The 16,636-nt window shown below is 64.6% G+C and carries 15 protein-coding genes; 9 read left to right on the forward strand and 6 right to left on the reverse strand.

Annotated features, from left to right (window positions below; genetic code table 11):
- Positions 1 to 58 precede the first annotated feature (58 nt).
- The 3 genes from ENHY17A_RS04160 (at position 59) to ENHY17A_RS04170 (ending at position 3,494) form a co-directional block, all read left to right on the forward strand.
- The gene (locus ENHY17A_RS04160; RefSeq protein WP_159710344.1) at positions 59 to 973 is read left to right on the forward strand and encodes a sulfite exporter TauE/SafE family protein; all 915 of its coding nucleotides are present in this window, start codon (positions 59 to 61) and stop codon (positions 971 to 973) included.
- The gene (locus tag ENHY17A_RS04165; protein ID WP_236547739.1) at positions 970 to 1,737 is read left to right on the forward strand and encodes a TIGR02186 family protein; all 768 of its coding nucleotides are present in this window, start codon (positions 970 to 972) and stop codon (positions 1,735 to 1,737) included. Before ENHY17A_RS04160 ends, ENHY17A_RS04165 begins: the two co-directional genes overlap by 4 nt.
- A 77-nt stretch (positions 1,738 to 1,814) precedes the next feature.
- Positions 1,815 to 3,494 (forward strand): ATP-binding protein, encoded by a 1,680-nt coding sequence (locus tag ENHY17A_RS04170; RefSeq protein WP_159710346.1) that lies wholly within the window; start codon positions 1,815 to 1,817, stop codon positions 3,492 to 3,494.
- A 65-nt stretch (positions 3,495 to 3,559) separates the two neighbouring features.
- Here the strand turns inward: ENHY17A_RS04170 and ENHY17A_RS04175 are convergent, their stop codons facing one another.
- Complete coding sequence (locus ENHY17A_RS04175) at positions 3,560 to 4,249, reverse strand: Crp/Fnr family transcriptional regulator (RefSeq protein ID WP_236547740.1); 690 nt, start codon at positions 4,247 to 4,249, stop codon at positions 3,560 to 3,562.
- A 184-nt stretch (positions 4,250 to 4,433) separates the two neighbouring features.
- Here ENHY17A_RS04175 and murA point away from each other — a divergent pair, with 184 nt between their 5' ends.
- Positions 4,434 to 5,717: a UDP-N-acetylglucosamine 1-carboxyvinyltransferase gene (murA, locus tag ENHY17A_RS04180; RefSeq protein WP_159710350.1), complete on the forward strand. Its 1,284-nt coding sequence runs from the start codon at positions 4,434 to 4,436 to the stop codon at positions 5,715 to 5,717.
- A 142-nt stretch (positions 5,718 to 5,859) separates the two neighbouring features.
- On the opposite strand, the gene ENHY17A_RS04185 is transcribed toward murA, so the two are convergent.
- The 3 genes from ENHY17A_RS04185 to ENHY17A_RS04195 all read right to left on the reverse strand — a co-directional run bounded on the left by ENHY17A_RS04185 (position 5,860) and on the right by ENHY17A_RS04195 (position 10,234).
- The gene (locus ENHY17A_RS04185) at positions 5,860 to 7,695 is read right to left on the reverse strand and encodes a DUF885 domain-containing protein (RefSeq protein WP_443018286.1); all 1,836 of its coding nucleotides are present in this window, start codon (positions 7,693 to 7,695) and stop codon (positions 5,860 to 5,862) included.
- A 222-nt stretch (positions 7,696 to 7,917) separates the two neighbouring features.
- Positions 7,918 to 9,132, reverse strand: a complete 1,215-nt coding sequence (locus ENHY17A_RS04190; protein WP_159710352.1) for a dipeptidase — start codon at positions 9,130 to 9,132, stop codon at positions 7,918 to 7,920.
- A 64-nt stretch (positions 9,133 to 9,196) separates the two neighbouring features.
- Positions 9,197 to 10,234, reverse strand: a complete 1,038-nt coding sequence (locus tag ENHY17A_RS04195) for a ligase-associated DNA damage response exonuclease (RefSeq protein WP_159710354.1) — start codon at positions 10,232 to 10,234, stop codon at positions 9,197 to 9,199.
- A 91-nt stretch (positions 10,235 to 10,325) separates the two neighbouring features.
- Here ENHY17A_RS04195 and ENHY17A_RS04200 point away from each other — a divergent pair, with 91 nt between their 5' ends.
- The 5 genes from ENHY17A_RS04200 to pdeM all read left to right on the forward strand — a co-directional run bounded on the left by ENHY17A_RS04200 (position 10,326) and on the right by pdeM (position 15,090).
- The gene (locus ENHY17A_RS04200) at positions 10,326 to 10,529 is read left to right on the forward strand and encodes a hypothetical protein (protein ID WP_159710356.1); all 204 of its coding nucleotides are present in this window, start codon (positions 10,326 to 10,328) and stop codon (positions 10,527 to 10,529) included.
- A 123-nt stretch (positions 10,530 to 10,652) separates the two neighbouring features.
- Positions 10,653 to 10,823 carry a hypothetical protein gene (locus tag ENHY17A_RS04205; RefSeq protein ID WP_159710358.1) on the forward strand — a complete coding sequence of 57 codons (171 nt, stop codon included), beginning with the start codon at positions 10,653 to 10,655 and terminating at the stop codon, positions 10,821 to 10,823.
- 101 nt (positions 10,824 to 10,924) lie between these two features.
- On the forward strand, positions 10,925 to 13,339 hold the full coding sequence (locus tag ENHY17A_RS04210; RefSeq protein WP_159710360.1) for a ligase-associated DNA damage response DEXH box helicase: 2,415 nt from the start codon (positions 10,925 to 10,927) through the stop codon (positions 13,337 to 13,339).
- A gap of 51 nt (positions 13,340 to 13,390) precedes the next feature.
- Positions 13,391 to 14,383, forward strand: coding sequence for a retroviral-like aspartic protease family protein (locus ENHY17A_RS04215; protein WP_159710362.1), 993 nt, complete (start codon positions 13,391 to 13,393; stop codon positions 14,381 to 14,383).
- A 44-nt stretch (positions 14,384 to 14,427) separates the two neighbouring features.
- A complete protein-coding gene (gene pdeM / locus ENHY17A_RS04220; RefSeq protein ID WP_159710364.1) occupies positions 14,428 to 15,090 on the forward strand; it encodes a ligase-associated DNA damage response endonuclease PdeM in 663 nt (220 codons plus the stop codon).
- Here the strand turns inward: pdeM and ENHY17A_RS04225 are convergent.
- The gene (locus ENHY17A_RS04225) at positions 15,087 to 15,776 is read right to left on the reverse strand and encodes a head GIN domain-containing protein (protein ID WP_159710366.1); all 690 of its coding nucleotides are present in this window, start codon (positions 15,774 to 15,776) and stop codon (positions 15,087 to 15,089) included. The genes pdeM and ENHY17A_RS04225 overlap by 4 nt on opposite strands.
- A gap of 40 nt (positions 15,777 to 15,816) precedes the next feature.
- Complete coding sequence (locus tag ENHY17A_RS04230) at positions 15,817 to 16,563, reverse strand: head GIN domain-containing protein (protein WP_159710368.1); 747 nt, start codon at positions 16,561 to 16,563, stop codon at positions 15,817 to 15,819.
- Positions 16,564 to 16,636: the final 73 nt, after the last annotated feature.

Here is a 16,636-nt window from a genome sequence, read left to right on the forward strand (position 1 = left end):
GCACACGCAACCCGCGCCCTTTTGCCGCATCGCCGAACGCGGTAGGGCCTAGGGCGACATGGACCTTTATCTTCCCATCGCCAATCTGTCGGTCAACGCGCTGGTCATCATCGCGCTGGGCGGCGGCGTGGGGTTGCTGTCGGGCATGTTCGGGGTGGGCGGCGGGTTCCTGACCACGCCGCTTCTGATCTTCTACGGCATCCCACCGACGGTCGCCGCGGCCTCCGCGGCCAGCCAGGTGACGGGAGCCAGCGTGTCGGGCGTCTATGCCCATCTTCGGCGCGACGGCGTCGACCTCAAAATGGGCGGCGTGCTGATCGCGGGCGGGGTCGTGGGATCGCTGTTCGGCGCGATCATCTTTCGCGCGCTCCAGGCATCGGGTCAGATCGACATTGTCATCGCCGTGTTGTACGTGCTGCTGCTGGGATCGATCGGCGGGCTGATGCTGCGCGAAGCCTTGTCGAGCGTGCTTGCCGTGCGCAAGGGCGTGGCACCCAAGGGCGGCGGCCGCAGGCATCACCGCATCATTGCAGCCCTGCCGCTGCGCTGGCGATTCTATCGATCCGGGCTATATATCTCGCCGATCGCGCCGTTCATATTGGGTGTGATCACCGGAATTCTGACGATGTTGCTCGGGGTGGGCGGCGGATTCTTCCTCGTTCCCGCAATGTTGTTCGTGCTGGGCATGGGCACGCAGGTCGTGGTCGGCACCTCGTTGTTCCAGATCCTGTTCGTCAGCGCATCGGCGACGATGGTCCACGCGCTGACCACCAAGGCGGTGGATATCGTGTTGGCGGTGCTACTGCTGCTGGGCTCGGTCGCGGGGGCACAAATCGGCACCCGACTGGCGCAAAAGGCCAAGCCCGAATATCTGCGCCTCGCGCTGGCGGTCATGGTGCTGCTGGTCGCGATCCGCATGGCACTGGGTCTGGGCTGGCGACCCGACGAAATCTATTCGGTGCAATTCATGTGAGCGCAGTACGCGCCTTGATCGCCGCCGCGCTCGCGCCTTTTCTGCTGGGTGCAGCCAACCCGGTGCTGGTCCCCGACGTGTCGCAGCGCGAGATCGAGATCGCCTATTCCTTTACCGGTGCGCAATTGCTGCTGTTCGGCGCGATCCTCTATCCCCAGGGCCGCGTACCTCAGGGCGGGCGTCCCGCCGATATCGTCATCGTCGTCAAAGGCCCCACCCAACCGATTCTGGTGCGCGAAAAGCAGCGGGTTGCCGGCATCTGGGTTAACGCCGACAGCAACCGATACCGCTCGGCTCCCAGTTTCTATGCGATCGCATCATCACGCCCGATCGAAGAGATCGTCGACGAACGCAGCCGCGCGATCTTCGAACTGGGGCTCGACAGCCTGCAATTGTCGCCCGCCTCCGGGGTCGCCGCTGCCGACGAAGCGCGCTTTTCGCAGGGTCTCGTCGATCTGTGGCGACGCGCGGGCCTGTATTACGAAGACCCGGACGCGGTCGAGATTACCGACGACGTGCTCTACCGCGCGCGACTGGCGATCCCGGCGCGCGTGCCGGTGGGGCGGTTCACCGCGGAAACCTTTCTGATCCAGGACGGGCGCGTGCTGTCGGCCGCGGTCCGGGAAATCGAGATTCGCAAATCGGGGTTCGAGCGGTTCGTCGCTGCCGCAGCCGAACATGCGTCGATCCTCTACGGTCTTGTCGCAGTGCTCGTATCGCTCGGCTTCGGCTGGGCCGCAGGCGCAATCTGGCGGCGTTTCTAAACTCTTAGCGCGATCCTCATCCAATCTTTACCGGTTCCGGCGCATCGTCCCGCACTGGAATCGGGAGTGGACTGCGTATGACCGAGATGTTGGGTGCTCGGGCCTTTCAAGCCGAACAAGAGACCGACGTCGAGCCCGGCGCCGGACCGAAGAGCTTTTCGCCCCAGCCGATCGGCAGCGTGTTTGAAATCACCGGCTCGTCGAGCCGTGTGCTGTTCGACGCCGAAACGCTGACCGAATTGTCGAACCATGCCGATCCGGCGCTGGGGAATGCCGGCACCGTCGGCAGCCAGGTCAAGATGCGGATCGGCAATGTCTGGCTGATCGCCAGCGTCCGTTCGCTGCGCATCGCCGACAACTCCCCCTATCATATCGCCGCACAGGTCGATTTTCTGGGGGAAGGCGATGAGGAGCGGCTGACCGGAAAGCTCTATCATTTCCGCCGCGGTGTCACCCGCTATCCGGTTCCGGGCACGCCGGTCTATCCGGTGTCGAGCGCAGACCTGAAACAGATTTACGCGGCCGAGAACAGGGCGCATATCGAAGTCGGGATGGTGCATCCCTCGCGCGACATCCGCGCTGCGCTCTACGTCGACGCGTTGCTCGGCAAACATTTCGCGCTGCTGGGATCGACCGGCACCGGCAAATCGACCGCCGCTGCGTTGATCCTGCACCGCATCTGCGACCTCGCGCCGCAAGGCCATATCGTGATGATCGATCCGCACGGCGAATATGCCGCGGCGTTTCGCGGCAACGGCGCGATCTATGATTCGTCCAATCTGGCGATGCCGTACTGGCTGATGAATTTCGAGGAACATTGCGAGGTGTTCCTGACCACGCATGGCGACGAGCGTCAGATCGATGCCGACATCCTTGCCAAATGCCTGCTTGCCGCGCGCAGCAAGAACCGGCTGGCGACCGAAATGGGCAAGATGACGGTCGATTCGCCGATCCCCTATCTGCTCAGCGACCTGTCCAACCTGATCCAGCTCGAAATGGGCAAGCTCGACCGTGCGGGCGAGACCGCGCCCTATCTGCGGATCAAAACCAAGATCGACGAAATCAAGGCCGATCCGCGTTATGCGTTCATGTTCTCAGGGATGCTCGTCGCCGACACGATGGCCGAGTTCCTGAGCCGGGTTTTTCGCCTGCCGTCGCAGGGCAAGCCGATCTCGATCATCGACGTGTCGGGCGTGCCCAACGAAATCACCTCGGTGGTGGTCGCGGTGCTCAGCCGTCTCGTCTTCGACTATGCGATCTGGGCGCGCAACGAGCCGCAACGCCCGATCCTGCTGGTCTGCGAAGAGGCGCATCGCTACGTTCCCAACGAACGCAATTCCGACGAAAGCTCGGTTGGACGCATCCTCAGCCGCATCGCCAAGGAAGGCCGCAAATACGGCGTCTCGTTGGGCCTCATCACCCAACGTCCGTCCGATCTCGCCGAAGGCGTGCTGTCGCAGTGCGGCACGATCATCTCGATGCGACTGAACAATGATCGCGACCAGGCCTATGTTCGCGCAGCCATGCCCGAAGGCGCACGCGGTTTTCTCGATTCGATCCCCGCGCTGCGCAACCGCGAATGCATCATTTGCGGTGAAGGCGTTGCGACGCCGATGCGCGTGGTATTCGACAATCTCGAAGAATCGCGGCGTCCGGCCTCGGGTGACCCGCTATTCAGCGAGTTGTGGCGCGATACCGGCGGCGAAGAGGATATTCTGGGCCGCACCATCCGCCGCTGGCGCTTGCAGGGGCGATAGGGCGACGCATCATCGCAGTGGAAGACGGGGAATGTGGTCCGGGGCGAAAAGGCGCATCGCGATCATCACCGCGCCGCGGGCAGCCAGCTCAGGTCCAGCCCCTCGAACCGGTCGACATAGTTCGACGCTTGCGCCAGCGCCGCATCGTCGAGCAGCCGCACCTTGCCGCCAGTCCGCGCGATCATGCCGTCGTCCTCCAACTGGCGGAGCATCCGGTTGACGTGCACTGCGGTCAGGCCGGTCGCGTCGCCGATTTCCTCTTGCGTCAGTCCCAGCGTGAATTCGTCGACAATCGACTTGTCGGTCGTGCGCTGGCGGTTGCGCAGTTCCAGCAGCAATGCCCCCACCCGCGCCTTGGCCGATGTTCGGCCCAGCGATGCGAGTCGATCGGTCAGCGACACCCGCTCGATCTGGCTGACGACATAGATCAGCCCCGCAACCCGCGGATGCGCCGCGGTCAGCACCGAAAAAGCGTTCTTGTCGAACGGGCACACTGTCGCTTCGCTCAGCGCAGTCAGCGTTTCGGGCGCGTCGCGATAGGCGAGCGCCGCGGTGCCGATCATGTCGCCGGGAAACAGAAAGCGAAGAATCTGCCGGCTGCCATCGTCGAGCAGCACCGAACTCATCATCACGCCCTTGCGCAGCACGAACAATTCTTCGGCCGATTCGTTTTCGCGTTGCAGTGTCGCACCGCGCCGCAACACGCGCTGACGCTCCTCCAGACGGTCAAGCGCCTTGTGCTCGCTATCGGTCAAATCGACGAGCGAACCCAGAATCTCTGCAAAACAACTCGACGATCCCACGCGACTTCCCCCACCCGATTTCAACCGCAACAGCAGCGTAACGACTTCGATGCATTAAAGTCGATCAAGTTCAGTCTGATACCGTCCCCGTTATGCCGCCCTTGCGCGACCATGCGCAAACGATAGAAGCTGCCCAATGGACAGAATTCTCATTCGTGGCGGCAATCGCCTATCCGGTCGCATCGCGATTTCGGGCGCCAAGAACTCCGCGCTGACCCTTATGCCATGCGCGCTGCTCACTGACGAGCCGCTAACGCTGCGCAATCTTCCGCGGCTCGCCGATGTCGACGGGTTCGGGCATCTGCTCAACCAGCTCGGCGTATCGACCATGGTCGAGGGCGCTCGGCCGGAGGATTTCGGGCGCGTCATGACGATGCGCGCCCAGCGGCTGACGTCGAGCGTCGCGCCCTATGACATCGTGCGAAAGATGCGCGCGTCGATCCTGGTGCTGGGGCCGCTGCTGGGGCGTGCAGGCGAGGCAACCGTGTCGCTTCCCGGTGGCTGTGCCATCGGCAACCGCCCGATCGACCTTCACCTCAAGGCGCTCGAAGGGCTGGGCGCGGAAATCGAACTGGCGGCGGGTTACGTCAAGGCAACAGCGCCGGGCGGACGCTTGCCGGGTGGTCGAGTCAGCTTCCCGATCGTGTCGGTCGGTGCGACCGAAAATGCGCTGATGGCGGCGGTGACCGCCAGTGGCGGCAGCGTCATCGAAAACGCCGCGCGTGAACCCGAAATCATCGACCTGTGCAATTTGCTGGTCGCGATGGGCGCGTCGATCTCCGGCATCGGTACCGAGACGATCGAGATCGAGGGACGCGACCGCCTCCACGGTGCGACCTACCGGGTGATGTCCGACCGGATCGAGGCGGGCAGCTATGCCTGTGCCGCGGCGATCACCGGCGGCGCGCTCGAACTGATGGGGGCTAACTCCACCGAGATGCGCGCGACGATCGATGCGCTGCGGAATGCAGGCGTGACGGTCGAAGAACGCAAGGACTCGCTGTTCGTCGAAGCATCGGGCGGGATGCGCGGCATCAACCTGTCGACCTCGCCCTATCCGGGCTTCGCCACCGACATGCAGGCGCAGTTCATGGCGATGCTGTGCCTGGCAGAGGGCGCCAGCATCTTGACCGAGACGATTTTCGAAAACCGCTACATGCACGTCCCCGAACTCGCGCGGATGGGCGCGGACATTACCGTCAGCGGCAGGTCAGCAGTAGTGCGCGGCGTGGCTGGGTTGGTCGGCGCGCCCGTGATGGCCACCGACTTGCGCGCCTCGATGAGCCTGATCCTCGCCGGATTGGTCGCCAAGGGTGAAACCCAGGTCGGGCGCATCTATCACCTCGACCGCGGATATGAGCGGCTGGAGGAAAAGCTCCAGGCCGTGGGTGCGGATATCGAACGCGTCGGGGATGGGTGACACCCTGACCTCTCAACCCGTTCGTTTCGAGCGACGTCGAGCAACGCTTACACGCGCCTAGCGCACGTTTCTCGACTTCGCTCGAAACGAACGGAAGAGGAGCGGTCGGCATTCAAACCAACCGCTCCCTGGCCGCCGTCCGTCAGCCGCGCTTCTCCGCGATATATGCGTCCACCTGCGCCTCAAGCACATCGAGCGGGAGGGCACCGTTCGACAACACGACTTCGTGGAAATCGCGGATGTCGAAGCGCGACCCCAGTTGCTGTTCGGCGCGCGCGCGTAGTTCGGCGATCTTCAATTGGCCGATCATGTAGCTCGTCGCCTGGCCCGGCCAGTTGATGTAGCGATCGACCTCGCGCTCGATATCGAGCTGCGACAGCGACGAATTGTCGCGGAAATATTTGATTGCCTGGTCGCGCGTCCAGCGTTTGGAATGGATGCCCGTATCGGTCACCAGCCGAATAGCGCGCCAGATCTGGAGCGAGAGCATTCCGAATTCCGAATAGGGATCGCTATACGCGCCCATCTCCTTCGCCAGCCGCTCGGTGTAGAGGCCCCAGCCTTCGGTATAGGCGCTGTTGCCCCCGCGGGTGCGGAATTTGGGCAGGCCGGTCAGTTCCTGTGCACGTGCGATCTGGAAATGGTGGCCGGGGGCGGCTTCGTGGACCGCGATCCCCTCCAATTGGACCTTTTGCACCTGGTTCATGTCAGCAAGGTTGGTGTAGTAGATGCCAGGCCGCGATCCGTCGGGCGCGGGGCGGTTGTAGAACGCGACCGGCGCGGTGCCTTCGCGCCATTTCTCGACCGCGCGCACCTCAAGTGCGGCCTTGGGCAGCACGCTGAAATAGCGGGGTGCCGCGGCCATCATTTGCGCAACGATCGCCCGCGCATCGGTCAGATATTCCTCGCGACCCGCCTCGGTGTTGGGATATTTGAATTTGGGATTTGTTCGGATTTCGTCGAAGAACTCAGGCAGGCTGCCCTGAAAGCCCACGCGGGTCTTGATCGCTTCCATTTCCTGGCGGATCGACGCGACCTGTTGCAGCCCGACCTGGTGGATTTGGTCGGCGGTCATGTCGGTGGTGGTGAAGTTCATCAGCTGGTTGGCGTAATAGGCATCGCCGCCGGGTATGTTCCAGATGCCCTGATTGCCCTTCGACTTGGGCTCGATCTCGTCGAGCACCGCAAACAGCGTGTCGAACCCGCGCTTGAATTCGCCGGTCAGCGCCGCGCTGGCGTCCGCGATCAGCTTGTCCTTTGTCGCCTGGGGCGCGTCGAGCGCGGTCACCTTCTTGCGGAAATCGGCGAGCAACGTCGAATCGGCACCGCTGGTGAAAGGCGCCCCGGCGATAACCTTTTTCGCGTCGGACCGCGCAGGGGCGAACACCATTTTCGGTGGCACGATACCCAGGCTCGCCTGGTCGCGCATATTGGCGGCGACTTCGCGCATCACGCGTTCGGTCTCGCGGATACGGCCGATATAGGCTTCCGCGTCCGAGACCGTGTCGACTCGGTGGTTGTTGATCAGGAAGACGGGGATCGATCCCGCCGGGCTGCCGTTGGTGGACACCGGCCAGCCGAACTTGCGGAATTCCCAGCCGCGACGCGACCGTTCGACCGATTGTTCGTACAGCGTATAGCTCAACCGTGCACTCTGGCCGAGGCGATCGGGTGAGAAGTCCGCCTTCATCCCCGCCAGCGTCCGCTCGGCAAGGTCCAGCCGCTGCTTCTGCGCGGCTTCGGTATAGTCGTCGAGCTTGTCGTAATTGGTCTTCTGGCCCAGCGAAGTCTGCGCTTCCGGGCTCAGGGCGATCTGCTGGTCGTAAGCAGCGTCGAGATAGGCGGTAAGGCGCGCATCCTCCGCAGCGGTGTCGGCGGTGCCGGGTGCGGCGGCGGAGGTGGTCGGCGCGGTCTCCGCCATCGGCATGGTCGCGCAGCCCGCGAGCAGGGCAAAGGGAAGCAGATGGCGTGCGCGCATAGGGTGGTCCTCTCGATAGGGTTTGCCTGCCCGCGAACGGGGCGGCGTGATTGGGCGTGACGCTAGAGCGTGGCCGGTTTGGCCGCAAGGGTGGGGGCCACCATCACTTCGTCACCCCGGACTTGTTCCGGGGTCCACCGGGCGGCGAGGTAATCGGAAAAATTCCGTCGATGCGCAACCGGCTTAGTGGCCCCCCGAACAAGTCCGGGGTGACGGGGGGTTTTAGGGTTTCGCTAGCGAAGGCGGCTGCCCGGCCATCGACTTCGCAACCGCCTCTGCGCGCTCCATGACCCGCAGCACATTGCCGCTGGTCAGCTTGGCGAGTTGATCGTCGGTCCAGCCGCGTCGTGCGAGTTCGGCGAGCAGGACCGGCATCGAATCGACGCCCTCCATTCCGCGCGGTGACGTCCCGCTGATCCCGTCATAATCGCCGCCCAGCCCGACATGGTCGTGGCCTGCAACGCGCGCGATGTGTGCGACGTGATCAGCGACTTGGGTCACGGTCACCGGCGGTTCGGGATTGGCGCGGTCCCAGTTCGAAAGATCGGCACCAGCGCCGCCCAGCCGGGTGCGTTCTGCATCGCGGCCATTGCTCCATGCGCGCCAGTCGGTGGAGAGAAAGGCGGGATAGACCGCAACCATCACCACCCCGCCATTGCCCGCAATCGCCCGAAGCAGATCGTCGGGGATGTTGCGCGGGTGGTCGGTCACCGCGCGGGCATTGGAATGCGACGCGATCACCGGCGCCTTGCTGGCCGCGATCGCCGCGCGCATCGCCGCGTCGGACACATGGCTGACATCGACCAGCATGTTCAGCCGGTTCATCTCTGAAATCACCGCACGGCCGAAATCGGTCATCCCGCCCGCATTGCCAGCATCGCCGCTCGAATCGACCCAGCCGATACTCGCCGAATGGGTCAGGGTCATGTACCCGACGCCCATTGCCGCATATTCGCGCAGCACGCCCAGGCTGTCGTCGATCTGGTGGCCGCCCTCTACCCCCAGCATCGACGCGATCCTGCCCGCCTTCATCGCGGCGCGGACATCGGCGGCGGCACGCGCGAATTGCAGCCGGTCGGGGTGCGCGGCGACCATGCGGCGAACGATGTCGATCTGTTCCAGCGTCGCGGTGACGGCGTCCGCGCCCTTCATCGATGCAGGGACATAGACCGACCAGAATTGCCCGCCGACGCCCCCGCTCCGCATCCGCGCGAGATCGGTCTGGAGCGGCTTTGCGAGACGCGACGTATCGGCGGTCAAGTCGATCGCGGCCGGGTTCGACTCATATTGCTGGCGCAGCGCCCAGGGCAGGTCGTTATGCCCGTCGATCACCGGCGCGCGCTTCAACACGCGCTCGATCCGCGCCTTCATCGCCGGGTCGGGCCGCGGTGCGTCCTGCGCGGGCGCGAGAATAAGAGCGAGCGATGTAAGTAGCATGGACGACCCCCCGAAGCGATGTTGAACCCAAGGTTCAGGGTCGCGGGCGCGGTGTCAACCGCCGTTAGTCGTCCTCATCCTCGAACCCGACCAGATCGAGCGCGCGTGCCTTGATCTGGTGGAGCTGGCACCAATGGACCAATGCGTCCTCGCGGCCATGCGTCACCCACACTTCCTTGGGTGCGACCTCTTTCAGCGTCGTCGTCAATTCGTCCCAATCGGCATGGTCCGACAGGATGATGGGGAGTTCGACGTTGCGTTGCCGCGCACGCTGGCGCACCCGCATCCATCCGCTCGCCATCGCGGTGATCGGATCGGGCAGCCGCCGGGACCAGCGATCGTTGAGTGCGGAGGGCGGTGCCATCACGATCCGCCCCGCCAGCTCGCCCTTGGCAACGCCGGTCGCCGGGCGCAGCTCGCCCAGATCGACGCCATGTTCGACATACAAGTCGCACAATCGTTGGAGCGCGCCGTGGATGTAGATCGGATCGTCGAACCCCATGTCGCGCAACTCGCGGATCACCCGCTGCGCCTTGCCCAGTGCATAGGCACCGACGACGACACAGCGTTCCGGCTCGGCGCGCAACGCGGCGAGCAATTTGTCCATCTCGTCATGCGTTTCGGGGTGACGGAACACCGGCAGGCCGAATGTCGCCTCCGTGACGAAGATGTCGCACGGCACCACTTCGAACCGCGCGCAGGTGGGGTCGGGGCGGCGCTTGTAATCGCCCGATACGACGACGCGTTCGCCCGCATGGTCGAGCACGATCTGCGCCGAACCGAGCACATGGCCCGCGGGCACGAACCCGACATTGATCTCGCCCAAGCGCAGTGTCTCCCCATAGGCGACCGGATGCCCGTTCTGGTCGCCATAGCGCACCCCCATGATCGCCAGCGTTTCGGGCGTCGCCCATACCTCGCCATGCCCTCCGCGCGCATGATCGGCGTGGCCATGGGTGATGAGCGCGCGCGGCACCGGCACCGAGGGATCGACCCAAGCATCGGCAGCGGGAAGGTAGATGCCCTGCGGATGCGGATCGACCCAATGCCCGAGCCGGTCGGGGGATCGTGGCTTGGTCGGTTTCGGGCGAGCGGCGGGCATCGCATTGATATGGGGTGCGTTTCGGCAAGACGCCAGCGGATCGAAAGCGCCGCGCGCTTCGTTGGGGCACGAACGATAAGGACCAACCACCATGGCCGACACGAATCTCTGGGGCGTACTGACGATCCTCGGCCCCATCCTGCTCGCGGTCGCGATCATCTGGGCGATCCGCCACAACCGCGCCACCCCGACGGAGGAAGCGCATACCGAAGCCGCGACGAAGCACATGTACAACGAACAGGCGCGCGACGACGGGATGCACCCCGAACGCAACAGCGACCGCCCCGCGCAATAGCGTTCGGGCGATCCCCTAAAATGTGCGATACTCTGCCCCGCTGGCAAAGGACCAACGTGCCTGTCGGCATGAGTCGCATCCACGCGACCGCCGGTCCAGTCCGCCCGCATCGGGAGAAGATCGATGGGCAGCACCTGGGTGGCACTGACGATCGTCGCGGGACTGGCCTTCATGGTCGCGATCGGCTGGGCGATGTCTCACAATCGCGGGACACCGGAAGAGGAAGCCGCGACCGAAGAGGCCACGCACCGCATGTATGACGAGCAGGCGCGCGACGACGGGATGATGCGATAGGGTTTCTGGGTCGCTCCCCTCAGCCCGAACGGGGTTGGAGACAGGGCAGGAGTTGACCGAAATCGGTGCGTGCGCGTGATGCTTCTGACATAGCGATAGCCGTGCCCGCCGACTCGCTTCCCCAAATCCTGACCGACTGGTTTGCCGCGCGCGGGTGGGAGACGCGGCGGCATCAGCACGAAATGCTTGCCGCCGCACGCGCGGGATTGGATGCACTGCTGGTCGCGCCGACCGGATCGGGCAAGACGTTGGCCGGATTCCTCCCCAGCCTGGCGGACCTGATCGAGACGCCGGGCGACGGGCTCCACACATTGTATGTTTCGCCCCTCAAGGCGCTGGCGGTCGATGTTCAGCGCAACCTGCTCGCTCCGATTGAGGAAATGGCGCTCGACATCCGGGTCGAGACGCGCAGCGGCGACACCCCGTCCGACCGAAAAGCGCGGCAACGCGTGAAACCGCCGCAGATCCTGCTCACAACGCCCGAATCCTTGAGCCTGCTGCTCAGCTATCCCGACAGTTTCATCATGTTTGCGGGACTGAAAACCATCGTCATCGACGAGGTCCATGCCTTTGCCAGCGGCAAGCGCGGCGACCTGCTGAGCCTGTCGATGGCGCGGTTGCAGAAAATCGCGCCATCGATGCGCCGCGTCGGGCTGTCGGCGACGGTCGCCGATCCCGATCTCTACCGCGCCTGGTTGTCGCGCGACGGCGATGTAGAGTCGGTGGCCAAGGTGATCGGCGATCGCGGTGCCGATCCCGATATCGCCATCCTGCTGCCCGAAGGCCGCGTGCCTTGGTCGGGTCATTCCGGTCGCTACGCCGCGCCGCAGGTGATGGCGGAAATCGAAACGCACGAGACTACGATCATCTTTTGCAACACCCGCGGGCTGGCCGAGCTGATCTTTCAGGATCTGTGGAAGGTCAACGAGCTGAAGCTGCCGATCGGCATCCATCACGGCAGCCTGGACAAGGAAGCGCGGCGCAAGGTCGAACAGGCGATGGCCGACGGGCGACTGCGCGGGCTGGTCGCCACCGCCAGCCTCGACCTGGGGCTCGACTGGGGCAATGTCGATTGCGTGATCCAGATGGGCGCGCCCAAAGGTTCTTCGCGGCTGATCCAGCGCATCGGCCGCGCCAATCATCGGCTGGACGAGCCGTCCGAAGCGGTGGTCGTCCCCGGCAACCGCTTCGAATATCTTGAGGCGCGCGCCGCGCTCGACGCGGTGGAGGCGGGCGAACTGGACCACGAACAGTTTCGCCCCGGTGCGCTCGACGTGCTGGCGCAGCATCTGGTCGCCTGTGCCTGCGCCGCCCCGTTCGACGAGGGCGAGATGCTCGCGGAAATCCGCAACGCCAAACCCTATGCGACGGTCACACCGAAAATCTTTGCGAGTGTGCTGGGGTTCATTTCAGACGGCGGGTACTCGCTGCGCGCCTATGACCGGTTCAAACGGCTGACCAAAGGCGTCGACGGCGTCTGGCGGATCAGCCATCCCAAATTCGTCGCGCAGCACCGGCTGAACGCAGGCATCATCGTCGATGCCCCGGCGCTCGACGTGCGGTTCAAGAACGGACGGCGGCTGGGGCAAGTCGAGGAGGGGTTCGCGGCGTCGCTGTCGCCGGGCGATACCTTCTTCTTCTCCGGCATCAGCCTGGAGGTGGAACGCGTCGATGTCAGCGACCTGATCGTGCGCGCCAGCACCCGGCCCGCGCGCATCCCGACCTATTCGGGCGCGCGGCTGGCGCTGACCACCAATCTGGCCCAGCGCGTGCGGGGGTTCCTCCACGATCGTGACCAGTGGCAGCGCTTTCCGCCCGATGTCCGCGAATGGCTGGAGGTGCAGGACCGCCGCTCGGTACTGCCCAAACCGGGCCAATTGCTGGTCGAGACCTTTCCCCGCGATGGGCGGCATCACATGGTCGCCTATAGCTTCGAAGGCTGGAACGCGCACCAGTCGCTGGGAATGCTCATCACCCGGCGGATGGAGGCGCAGGGGCTGAAGCCGATCGGCTTCGTCGCCAATGATTATGCGCTGGCGTGCTACGGGCTGGAGCCGATCGCCGATCCGGCGTCGCTGTTCTCGCCCGACATCCTCGAGAACGAGTTTGTCGATTGGGTGCAGCAATCGGCGTTGCTCAAACGTGCCTTTCGCGAAGTCGCGGTGATCGGCGGGCTGGTAGAGCGCCAGATACCGGGCAAGCGCAAGACCGGGCGGCAGGTCACTTTCTCTACCGATCTGATCTACGACGTACTGCGAAAATACGAACCCGATCACCTGTTGTTGCGTGCCGCGTGGGAGGATGCCCGCGCGCGGATGACCGATGTGGGGCGTTTGGCCGACCTGCTCGACCGCGCGGGCGATACGATGCTGCACGTCGATCTCGACCGCATCAGTCCGCTGGCGGTGCCCGTGCTAGTTTTGATCGGGCGTGAGAACGTGGCGCAGGGGTCGACCGACGACGCGCTGTTGATCGAGGCAGAGGCCTTGGCGGCGGATGCGATGCGCGAGGATTGAGCGTTCGCGACGGCGATTGCTGCGCAGCATGGAACGGCGTATGATGCGTGCATGTTGCGGTGGGTCGCCCTGTTGGCCTTCACTGGCCTGACCGGCGCCCATCCTTTCGATCCGGCGCAACCCCAGAATATTGTCGCACCGGACAACCCCGCCGAGTCGGGCGCCGCGCCGGAGATCGATCCTGCTCTTTTCGAGACGCTGGAACTTTCGCCTCACGATCAGCGAATGGCGATCCCGGTCACGATCGGCGACAATAATGACTATCGCTTCGTGATCGACACCGGGGCGGAGCGAACCGTGATATCGCGTGAATTGGCCGACCGGCTTGCACTCGGGCCGGGACCGCAGGTCAATCTGGTATCGCTCAGCGGTCGCAGCCAGGTCGCCACCGTCGCGATTCCGGCCATCCGGTTCGGGCGCAAGCGTGACCCGAGGCGGGTGATGGCACCCGCTTTGTCCTATCGCCATCTTGGCGCGTCGGGATTGCTCGGGGTCGATATGCTCGAAGGACACAAAGTTTCGATCGACGTTGATCGTCGGACGATGCAGGTGCGCCCGTCGCGCCGTTCGGGTCGGGCTGGCGGGAGGATTTTCGGTCGCGCCGATCCCAACGAGATCGTGGTGCGCGCGTCTTCGCCCTTTGGGCAGTTGATCGTGACCGATGCCGATTACCGGGGAACGCGCATTCGCGTGGTGATCGATACCGGATCAGGTCTGAGCATCGGCAATATGGCAATGCGGCGGCTGGTGGGATCGCGGGGCATTGCGCTGGGACGGGTTCCAATCACCAGCGTTACGGGACAGCAGGTGATGGCCGAACTGCATCAGGTCGATCGGTTCCGCCTGGGCGGCATGCACCTGACCCACGCGCCGATGGCGTTCGGCGACCTTGAGCCGTTCCGCACATTGGGGCTGGACGAGGTGCCCGCGATGTTGCTCGGGATGGATGCGTTTCGAATGTTCCGCACCGTCGATATCGATTTCGCCAATCGCGATATCCGGTTCGAATTGCGCAGCCGGGGCATCAGTCTTCGGACTTCGTGACACGCGCGGTTGCTTTCGCCGACCAGGCACGGCAAGGCGGACGGATGGTTCCCCTTTCGTTCGGTGGCGTCGCGTTTCAGGCGCTTGCAGGCGGTGCGCTCTATTGGCCCGAACGCCGGGCGCTGCTGCTCGCGGATCTGCATCTGGAAAAGGGAAGCTGGTTCGCCGCGCGTGGCCAGATGCTTCCCCCTTATGATTCGATCGCGACGCTCGCGGCGGTGGCCGACGCGGTCGATCGGACGGATGCGCACGAACTCTGGTGCCTGGGGGACAGTTTCCATGATGCAAAGGGATGCGACCGGTTGCCCACCGATGCACAAACGGTGCTGCGGACGCTGTCGGCGCGTGTGGAATGGCACTGGATTGTGGGCAACCACGACCCGTCCTTCACCGATTGTTTCGGCGGTGATGTGATGGATGAGGCGGTGGTCGATGGGCTGGTGCTGCGTCACGAAGCATTGGGGGGCGAGGTGCGGCCGGAATTGTCCGGACATTTCCACCCGAAGCTGCGCATTTCGATGCGTGGGCGGAGCGTCGCGCGTCGCTGTTTCGTCGCGACCGCAACCAAGTTGATCCTGCCCGCGTTCGGCGCGCTGACCGGGGGGCTCGATGCGGGGCACCCGGAAATCACGCGCGCGGTGGGGCGAAAGGCCGAAGCGCTGGTGCCGCTGAACGACCGGTTGCTCCGGTTTCCGATCGCGGCCTAACGATTGGCGCAGGCCACCGGACCACGCCCCCGGACGGTGCATTTGGGCGTCCCGGACACGCTGATGCTGCCCAATCCCATCGCAGATATGTCGGCGGTATAGCGGGCGTTGAATGCGCCACTGCCCATGCCTTGCGACATGACGATCAGGTCGCGCGCCACCAACTGACCCGCATCGATCGCACCGGTGCCCGAATTGAGGAACCGCGCACGCCCCGTGGTGCCGCCCAGCGTCATCGCACCGGTGCCGTTCATCGTCGCGCTCAACTGATCCGCCTCGATTCTATCGACCGACAGCGCGCCCGCGCCCGCCACCGACAGGTCGACCGCCTGAGCGCGGATGCGGTCGATCCGCAACCGCCCGCCCCCTGCGACGGCGGCGGCACGCAACATCGGAGTGGTCACCCGCACCGTGACCTGCCCCTTGGCGTCGCCCGGATAGCCACCCCAGCCATTCGCCCCCGCGCTGACGATCAGCGTGCGACCCTCCACCCGGACATTGACGTGATCGATCGCGCGCGCATCGCCCGACACGATGCCGCTGGCACCCTTTCCGGTCGCGAGCGTGACATCGAACGGCCCCTCGACGCGCACCCGGTCAAAGCTGGTGAGCATCACCGTCCGGTCGCGCGCGTGGGCGGCGGTAGGAAGGGCAAGAGCGAGCAGGGCAAGCGACACACGGATCATCCGGCGACGCTGGCACTCATTTGCCGGTCAGCGCAAGCGTTTAGCTGACATTGCCGCAGCGGACTTCGCCCGAACCCATCTTGCTGACCTTGCACCGCGCATTGGCACCCAGATCGACATCGCCCGATCCCAGAATGCTGACCGATGCATCGCCGTTGACCAATGCGCGAACGTCGCCCGATCCCGCGATGTTGATGTCGGCGGCCCCGGCATTCAGTCCGGGAGCGTCGAAATTGCCCGATCCGGCGATCGACAGATCGATCCGGTCGATCTGGCCGCTGGCTGCAATCGTGCCCGACCCCGCGAGCGAGAACGCACCGCGACCCCCTTGCAGGATGCCGACCGTCATGTCGCCCGACCCGGCCAACTCGCCGTCGAAGTCACCCTGTGTGCGGTTGATCGTCAGGTCGCCCGATCCGGCCAGCGTTCCGCTGCGGATGGCGGGCATCGACACCAGGATGCGGACGTCGCCGTCATCGTCGCTGCCCCAGTTCCAGCCCGATCGATCCTTGCGTCCGACGATCAATCTGTCGCCGTCGATGCGGATTTCGAGCTTGTCGAGGATTTCGGCGTCGCCCTCTGCGCGGACCGAGAAATCGCCGCCGGTCGAAACTTCGATATCGTCGGCACCGCGCAGTTCGATCCGCGCGAAATCGCGCGCGGAATAGGTGCGGGCATTGCCGCTTCCCTGCGCCTCGATCACCGTGCCGGATTTGGAACCGACCGTCGCATCGCCGTTGCACGCGATCAGCGGCAGGGCAGATAAGGCGATCAACAGGCTGCGCATCGGAAATCTCCTCGTTAGTGTGGTATGTATATAATACACTAACGAGGACGTCAAACCAAAAGAGGCGAGCCCT

This window comes from Sphingomonas sp. AX6 (assembly GCF_902506605.1).
GTDB lineage: Bacteria > Pseudomonadota > Alphaproteobacteria > Sphingomonadales > Sphingomonadaceae > Sphingomonas.

What these genes read in the sequence shown, in the direction of transcription:
- ENHY17A_RS04160 (WP_159710344.1), top strand. Translation starts at nt 59, where the DNA reads ATGGACCTTTATCTTCCCATCGCCAATCTGTCGGTCAACGCGCTGGTC.
- ENHY17A_RS04170 (WP_159710346.1), top strand. Translation starts at nt 1,815, where the DNA reads ATGACCGAGATGTTGGGTGCTCGGGCCTTTCAAGCCGAACAAGAGACC.
- murA (WP_159710350.1), top strand. Translation starts at nt 4,434, where the DNA reads ATGGACAGAATTCTCATTCGTGGCGGCAATCGCCTATCCGGTCGCATC.
- ENHY17A_RS04185 (WP_443018286.1), bottom strand. Translation starts at nt 7,695, where the DNA reads ATGCGCGCACGCCATCTGCTTCCCTTTGCCCTGCTCGCGGGCTGCGCG.
- ENHY17A_RS04190 (WP_159710352.1), bottom strand. Translation starts at nt 9,132, where the DNA reads ATGCTACTTACATCGCTCGCTCTTATTCTCGCGCCCGCGCAGGACGCA.
- ENHY17A_RS04195 (WP_159710354.1), bottom strand. Translation starts at nt 10,234, where the DNA reads ATGCCCGCCGCTCGCCCGAAACCGACCAAGCCACGATCCCCCGACCGG.
- ENHY17A_RS04200 (WP_159710356.1), top strand. Translation starts at nt 10,326, where the DNA reads ATGGCCGACACGAATCTCTGGGGCGTACTGACGATCCTCGGCCCCATC.
- ENHY17A_RS04205 (WP_159710358.1), top strand. Translation starts at nt 10,653, where the DNA reads ATGGGCAGCACCTGGGTGGCACTGACGATCGTCGCGGGACTGGCCTTC.
- ENHY17A_RS04215 (WP_159710362.1), top strand. Translation starts at nt 13,391, where the DNA reads ATGTTGCGGTGGGTCGCCCTGTTGGCCTTCACTGGCCTGACCGGCGCC.
- pdeM (WP_159710364.1), top strand. Translation starts at nt 14,428, where the DNA reads ATGGTTCCCCTTTCGTTCGGTGGCGTCGCGTTTCAGGCGCTTGCAGGC.
- ENHY17A_RS04225 (WP_159710366.1), bottom strand. Translation starts at nt 15,776, where the DNA reads ATGATCCGTGTGTCGCTTGCCCTGCTCGCTCTTGCCCTTCCTACCGCC.
- ENHY17A_RS04230 (WP_159710368.1), bottom strand. Translation starts at nt 16,563, where the DNA reads ATGCGCAGCCTGTTGATCGCCTTATCTGCCCTGCCGCTGATCGCGTGC.